This is a genomic window from Rhizorhabdus histidinilytica (assembly GCF_900167915.1).
GTDB classification, from domain to species: Bacteria; Pseudomonadota; Alphaproteobacteria; order Sphingomonadales; family Sphingomonadaceae; genus Rhizorhabdus; species Rhizorhabdus histidinilytica.
Window position 1 is genome coordinate 1 of sequence record NZ_FUYM01000059.1, and the last position, 1,100, is coordinate 1,100.

Here is a 1,100-nt window from a genome sequence, read left to right on the forward strand (position 1 = left end):
ATTGCTGTTGACGGACCATGAGGTCACATCCTGCAGAATGGCCAGGAACCTGGTTTCCTGGTTCCCGAGCGCCGGCACGCAAGCCCGGCGCGTCACGGCGAGCGGTCCGATCCGAAGCGACTGTTCCTCGATCGAATAGTCGCCGGTGAACCTGTTGCAGCCGGCCGATCCGCTCACTCGGCCGTCTTGCGAAAACTGCACCGTCACATTGGATTTGTCGATCAGACCGGTCTGATTGATGTCCTCCACCTTGAATTGCGGGCCGATCAAGCCTGAAGCCGCCGGGCGGTCACCAACGCGAACCATATTGAGCGTCCCCAGATCCTGCTCGAACCGCGTGGGATCGACCGAATGAACCGTATCCGTGGTCCATATCGGGTTGCCCTCGGGATCGGTAATCGTCGCACGGACTGCGTAACGCATGTTGGTCTTCAAGTCCTGTTCCTTCACCCTAATCGAAAATGGCAAAGGAACCTGCTGCCCTGCTGTCTCGCGCGTTTCCTTGGCAATGATCACCGATCTCGCATCGGCGCGCGAAACGTCCAGCAGTCTCACGTTGAATTTCGCGCGGGCGGGCAGAGCGATGCGCTGTCGATAGGATGCGTTGCCGGTTACGACCTTGTCTCTCAGCTCCGCAATGGGGGCTTGGGGATCGACGTATCGCGCGCCTGTCGCGCAGCCGCCGAGCGCGAGCATGGTCATCGCCAGTACGGCTGTGAATGGCTTGTTGAACATGGCGTTTCACTTTGCTGTGCGATTGGAGCGGAAGAGAGCAGGTCAGGCGGAACCCATGGCATCGGCAATAATGGGAGGGCTTCGAGCGGCAGTCCTGTGGGAATCGACTTCGCATAGGATGGTTCCGAACCACGAACGTCCGATGGCGGGCGGAAGATTGGGCTGGATTGGCGCGGGCGGCCCCGGCGGATATCTGATCCCCTCTTGGGAGACAGCCACTGAATTTTGGAACCACACGAAAAGCGCAGTCTAGAATCCGTGGCTTCCCGCCACTGCGCCGAGAACCGTGACAGCCGCGATACCCAGCAATATTCGGTGAAGTGTCTCCATTCGGGCAAAATCTGCGGCGGGCTTGACCGATGTCA

The 1,100-nt window shown here is 59.6% G+C and carries 1 protein-coding gene; it reads right to left on the reverse strand.

Annotated elements, in window-relative coordinates; all coding sequences use genetic code 11:
* The coding region (locus tag B5X82_RS27195) for a YbaY family lipoprotein (protein ID WP_235862808.1) at positions 1 to 735 on the reverse strand (735 nt) is incomplete at its 3' end.
* Between the last annotated feature and the right edge of the window lie 365 nt (positions 736 to 1,100).